2 rRNA genes (1 of these 2 only partly in view) are annotated in these 1,449 nt (G+C 50.3%); both read left to right on the plus strand.

Annotated features, from left to right (window positions below):
• Positions 1 to 1,017: ribosomal RNA gene (locus KIK84_RS15785) — 23S ribosomal RNA — on the plus strand (it extends 1,858 nt beyond the left edge of the window).
• A 147-nt stretch (positions 1,018 to 1,164) separates the two neighbouring features.
• A 5S ribosomal RNA gene (gene rrf / locus KIK84_RS15790) occupies positions 1,165 to 1,277 on the plus strand.
• Positions 1,278 to 1,449: the final 172 nt, after the last annotated feature.

Below are 1,449 nucleotides of genomic sequence, written 5' to 3' on the forward strand. Positions count from 1 at the left end.
TGAAGTCCCAGTAAACGGCGGCCGTAACTATAACGGTCCTAAGGTAGCGAAATTCCTTGTCGGGTAAGTTCCGACCTGCACGAATGGCGTAACGATGGCCACACTGTCTCCTCCCGAGACTCAGCGAAGTTGAAATGTTTGTGATGATGCAATCTCCCCGCGGAAAGACGGAAAGACCCCATGAACCTTTACTGTAGCTTTGTATTGGACTTTGAACAGATCTGTGTAGGATAGGTGGGAGGCTTTGAAGAGTGGTCGCTAGATCATTTGGAGCCGACGTTGAAATACCACCCTGGTGTGTTTGAGGTTCTAACCTAGGTCCATTATCTGGATCGGGGACAGTGCATGGTAGGCAGTTTGACTGGGGCGGTCTCCTCCCAAAGTGTAACGGAGGAGTTCGAAGGTACGCTAGGTACGGTCGGACATCGTGCTAATAGTGCAATGGCATAAGCGTGCTTAACTGCGAGACTGACAAGTCGAGCAGATGCGAAAGCAGGACATAGTGATCCGGTGGTTCTGTATGGAAGGGCCATCGCTCAACGGATAAAAGGTACTCTGGGGATAACAGGCTGATACCGCCCAAGAGTTCATATCGACGGCGGTGTTTGGCACCTCGATGTCGGCTCATCTCATCCTGGGGCTGTAGCCGGTCCCAAGGGTATGGCTGTTCGCCATTTAAAGAGGTACGTGAGCTGGGTTTAAAACGTCGTGAGACAGTTTGGTCCCTATCTTCCGTGGGCGCTGCAGATTTGAGAGAGCCTGCTCCTAGTACGAGAGGACCGGAGTGGACACACCTCTGGTGTATCGGTTGTCACGCCAGTGGCATTGCCGAGTAGCTAAGTGTGGAAGAGATAACCGCTGAAAGCATCTAAGCGGGAAACTCGTCTCAAGATGAGATCTGCCGGGGGCTTGACCCCCCTGAAGAGTTGTTCAAGACTAGGACGTTGATAGGCTGGGTGTGGAAGTGCAGCAATGCATTAAGCTAACCAGTACTAATTGCTCGTGCGGCTTGACCCTATAACTTTGGGCAAGGAATGAATACGTGAAAGACAATCCATTGAAGTGGGTTGTGTATGTGCCAAAGCGCAATCTAATAACCTGATACCGACTCTACAAATAAACTGTCTGCAGCCCTAGGGTGTAGGCAGTAGTGAAGTTTTTAAGCCTGATGACCATAGCGAGTTGGTCCCACTCCTTCCCATCCCGAACAGGACAGTGAAACGACTCAGCGCCGATGATAGTGCGGGTTCCCGTGTGAAAGTAGGACATCGTCAGGCTCCCTTATTGTTGAATCTGCAAACTCCAGCAGTTTGTGCAAATATCAAAATACCCCGCTCAAAGTTGTTTGGGCGGGATTTTTGTGTCATAATTCAAGGCTTCGCTGATCGCAGCAAAGCAAGTCGAAAGACAAAGAGTTCGTTAAAAAATTACAGCCGATAAGCGTGGGCG

The sequence above is a fragment of the Curvibacter sp. CHRR-16 genome (genome assembly GCF_018474005.1).
Taxonomy (GTDB): Bacteria; Pseudomonadota; Gammaproteobacteria; order Burkholderiales; family Burkholderiaceae_C; genus Allorhodoferax.